Origin of the sequence: Burkholderia sp. Ac-20384 (genome assembly GCF_017104605.1) — a bacterium.
Classification (GTDB): Bacteria; Pseudomonadota; Gammaproteobacteria; order Burkholderiales; family Burkholderiaceae; genus Burkholderia; species Burkholderia lata.
Genome location: NZ_JAAGPE010000693.1, coordinates 1 through 997, shown reverse-complemented (window position 1 = coordinate 997; position 997 = coordinate 1). Strand labels below are relative to the sequence as shown.

General features: G+C 73.0%; 1 protein-coding gene. It reads right to left on the bottom strand.

Annotation, left to right across the window (positions count from 1 at the left end; translation table 11 throughout):
* The coding region (locus G3O00_RS42880) for an Hsp70 family protein (protein ID WP_206146618.1) at positions 1–997 on the bottom strand (997 nt) is incomplete at both ends.

Sequence of the window (997 nt, the reverse complement as noted above, 5' to 3'; positions counted from 1 at the left end):
CGCGACCGCCACGTCCGGATGCGCGTTGTGCAGCACGTCGAGCGGCGCGCCGCGCCACGCGCCGAGCGTCTGCGCGAGACGGCCGGCGAGCGCACCCGCGCGGAACACGCCGCCGTTGAGCAGCAGCGTGTCGGGCAGCGGGCCTTCGGCATGACGATTCAAAAACGCGGCGACGTGCCGCGTGACGGCCGCGTCGCTCGCATACGGCAGCCCGAATTCGACGATCGCGGCGCGCGCACGGCGCGGCAACTCGCCGGCTTCGACCTGCGGGAAGAAACCTTCGACGACGATCTGCTCGACTTCCTGCCGCGTCAGCTCGGCCGAACGCGCGCCGCCGACGAGCTTGCTGCCCGCGCCGAGCAGCGTGACGTTGACGGATTCGGGGGCGTCGTCGCCGAGTAGACGCTCCTTCGCGGCGCGGCAACGCTCGACGAGCTGCGACAGGCTCGCGGCCGACAGCCGCGTGCCGGGCTCGGTCAGCCGCGACTCGACCAGGCGCGCGAGCGCGAGGTCCATGTTGTCGCCGCCGAGCATCAGGTGGTTGCCGACGCCGACCCGCGTGAACGTCGGCTCGCCGTCGTCGCCCGGTGCGACATCGACGAGCGTGAGGTCGGTCGTGCCGCCGCCGACGTCGCAGATCAGCACGCGCCGCGCGGCGGCGAACGTGTCGCGCAGCGTGTCGCGCTGCCCGTACAGCCAGTCGTAGAACGCGGCCTGCGGCTCTTCCAGCAGCCGCAGCGCGGGCAGCTTCGCGCGCCGCGCAGCCTCGACCGTCAATGCGCGCGCGCCGTCGTCGAACGACGCGGGCACCGTCAGGATCACGTCCTGCTTCGCGAGCGGTGCATCGGGAAAACGGGCGTCCCACGCGTCGCGCACGTGCGCGAGATAGCTCGCGCTCGCGTCGACCGGCGACACCTTGTCGACGCCGTCGGCCGCGCCCCACGGCAGGATCGCCGCGAGCCGGTCGACCGACGCGTGCGACAGCCAGCTCTTCGCA